Origin of the sequence: Shewanella sp. POL2 (genome assembly GCF_000282755.1) — a bacterium.
In the GTDB taxonomy this organism is placed as follows: Bacteria; Pseudomonadota; Gammaproteobacteria; order Enterobacterales; family Shewanellaceae; genus Shewanella; species Shewanella xiamenensis.
The window spans coordinates 1-220 of the sequence record NZ_AKZL01000239.1; the positions used below are offsets into that span (position 1 = coordinate 1).

General features: G+C 55.0%; 1 protein-coding gene. It reads left to right on the forward strand.

Annotated features, from left to right (window positions below):
* A partial coding sequence (locus SHEWPOL2_RS22225) for a putative Ig domain-containing protein (RefSeq protein ID WP_037431972.1) occupies positions 1-220 on the forward strand: 220 nt, incomplete at both ends.

The following is a 220-nucleotide window of genomic DNA, read 5'->3' on the forward strand; positions in this document are numbered from 1 at the left end:
CAATCCGGCGACGGGCGTGCTCAGTGGTACCCCAACTAATGCTAACGTGGGCAGTCATGTGGTAGTACTACGGGCAACAGACACAGATGGCCTGACGGCAGAGCAGAGCTTTACGATTGTGGTGGCAAACGTCAACGATGCACCAACCATCATCTCTAGTGCACAGACTAGTGCCACCCAAGATGCAGCCTATAGCTACACCTTGGTGGCGACGGATAGC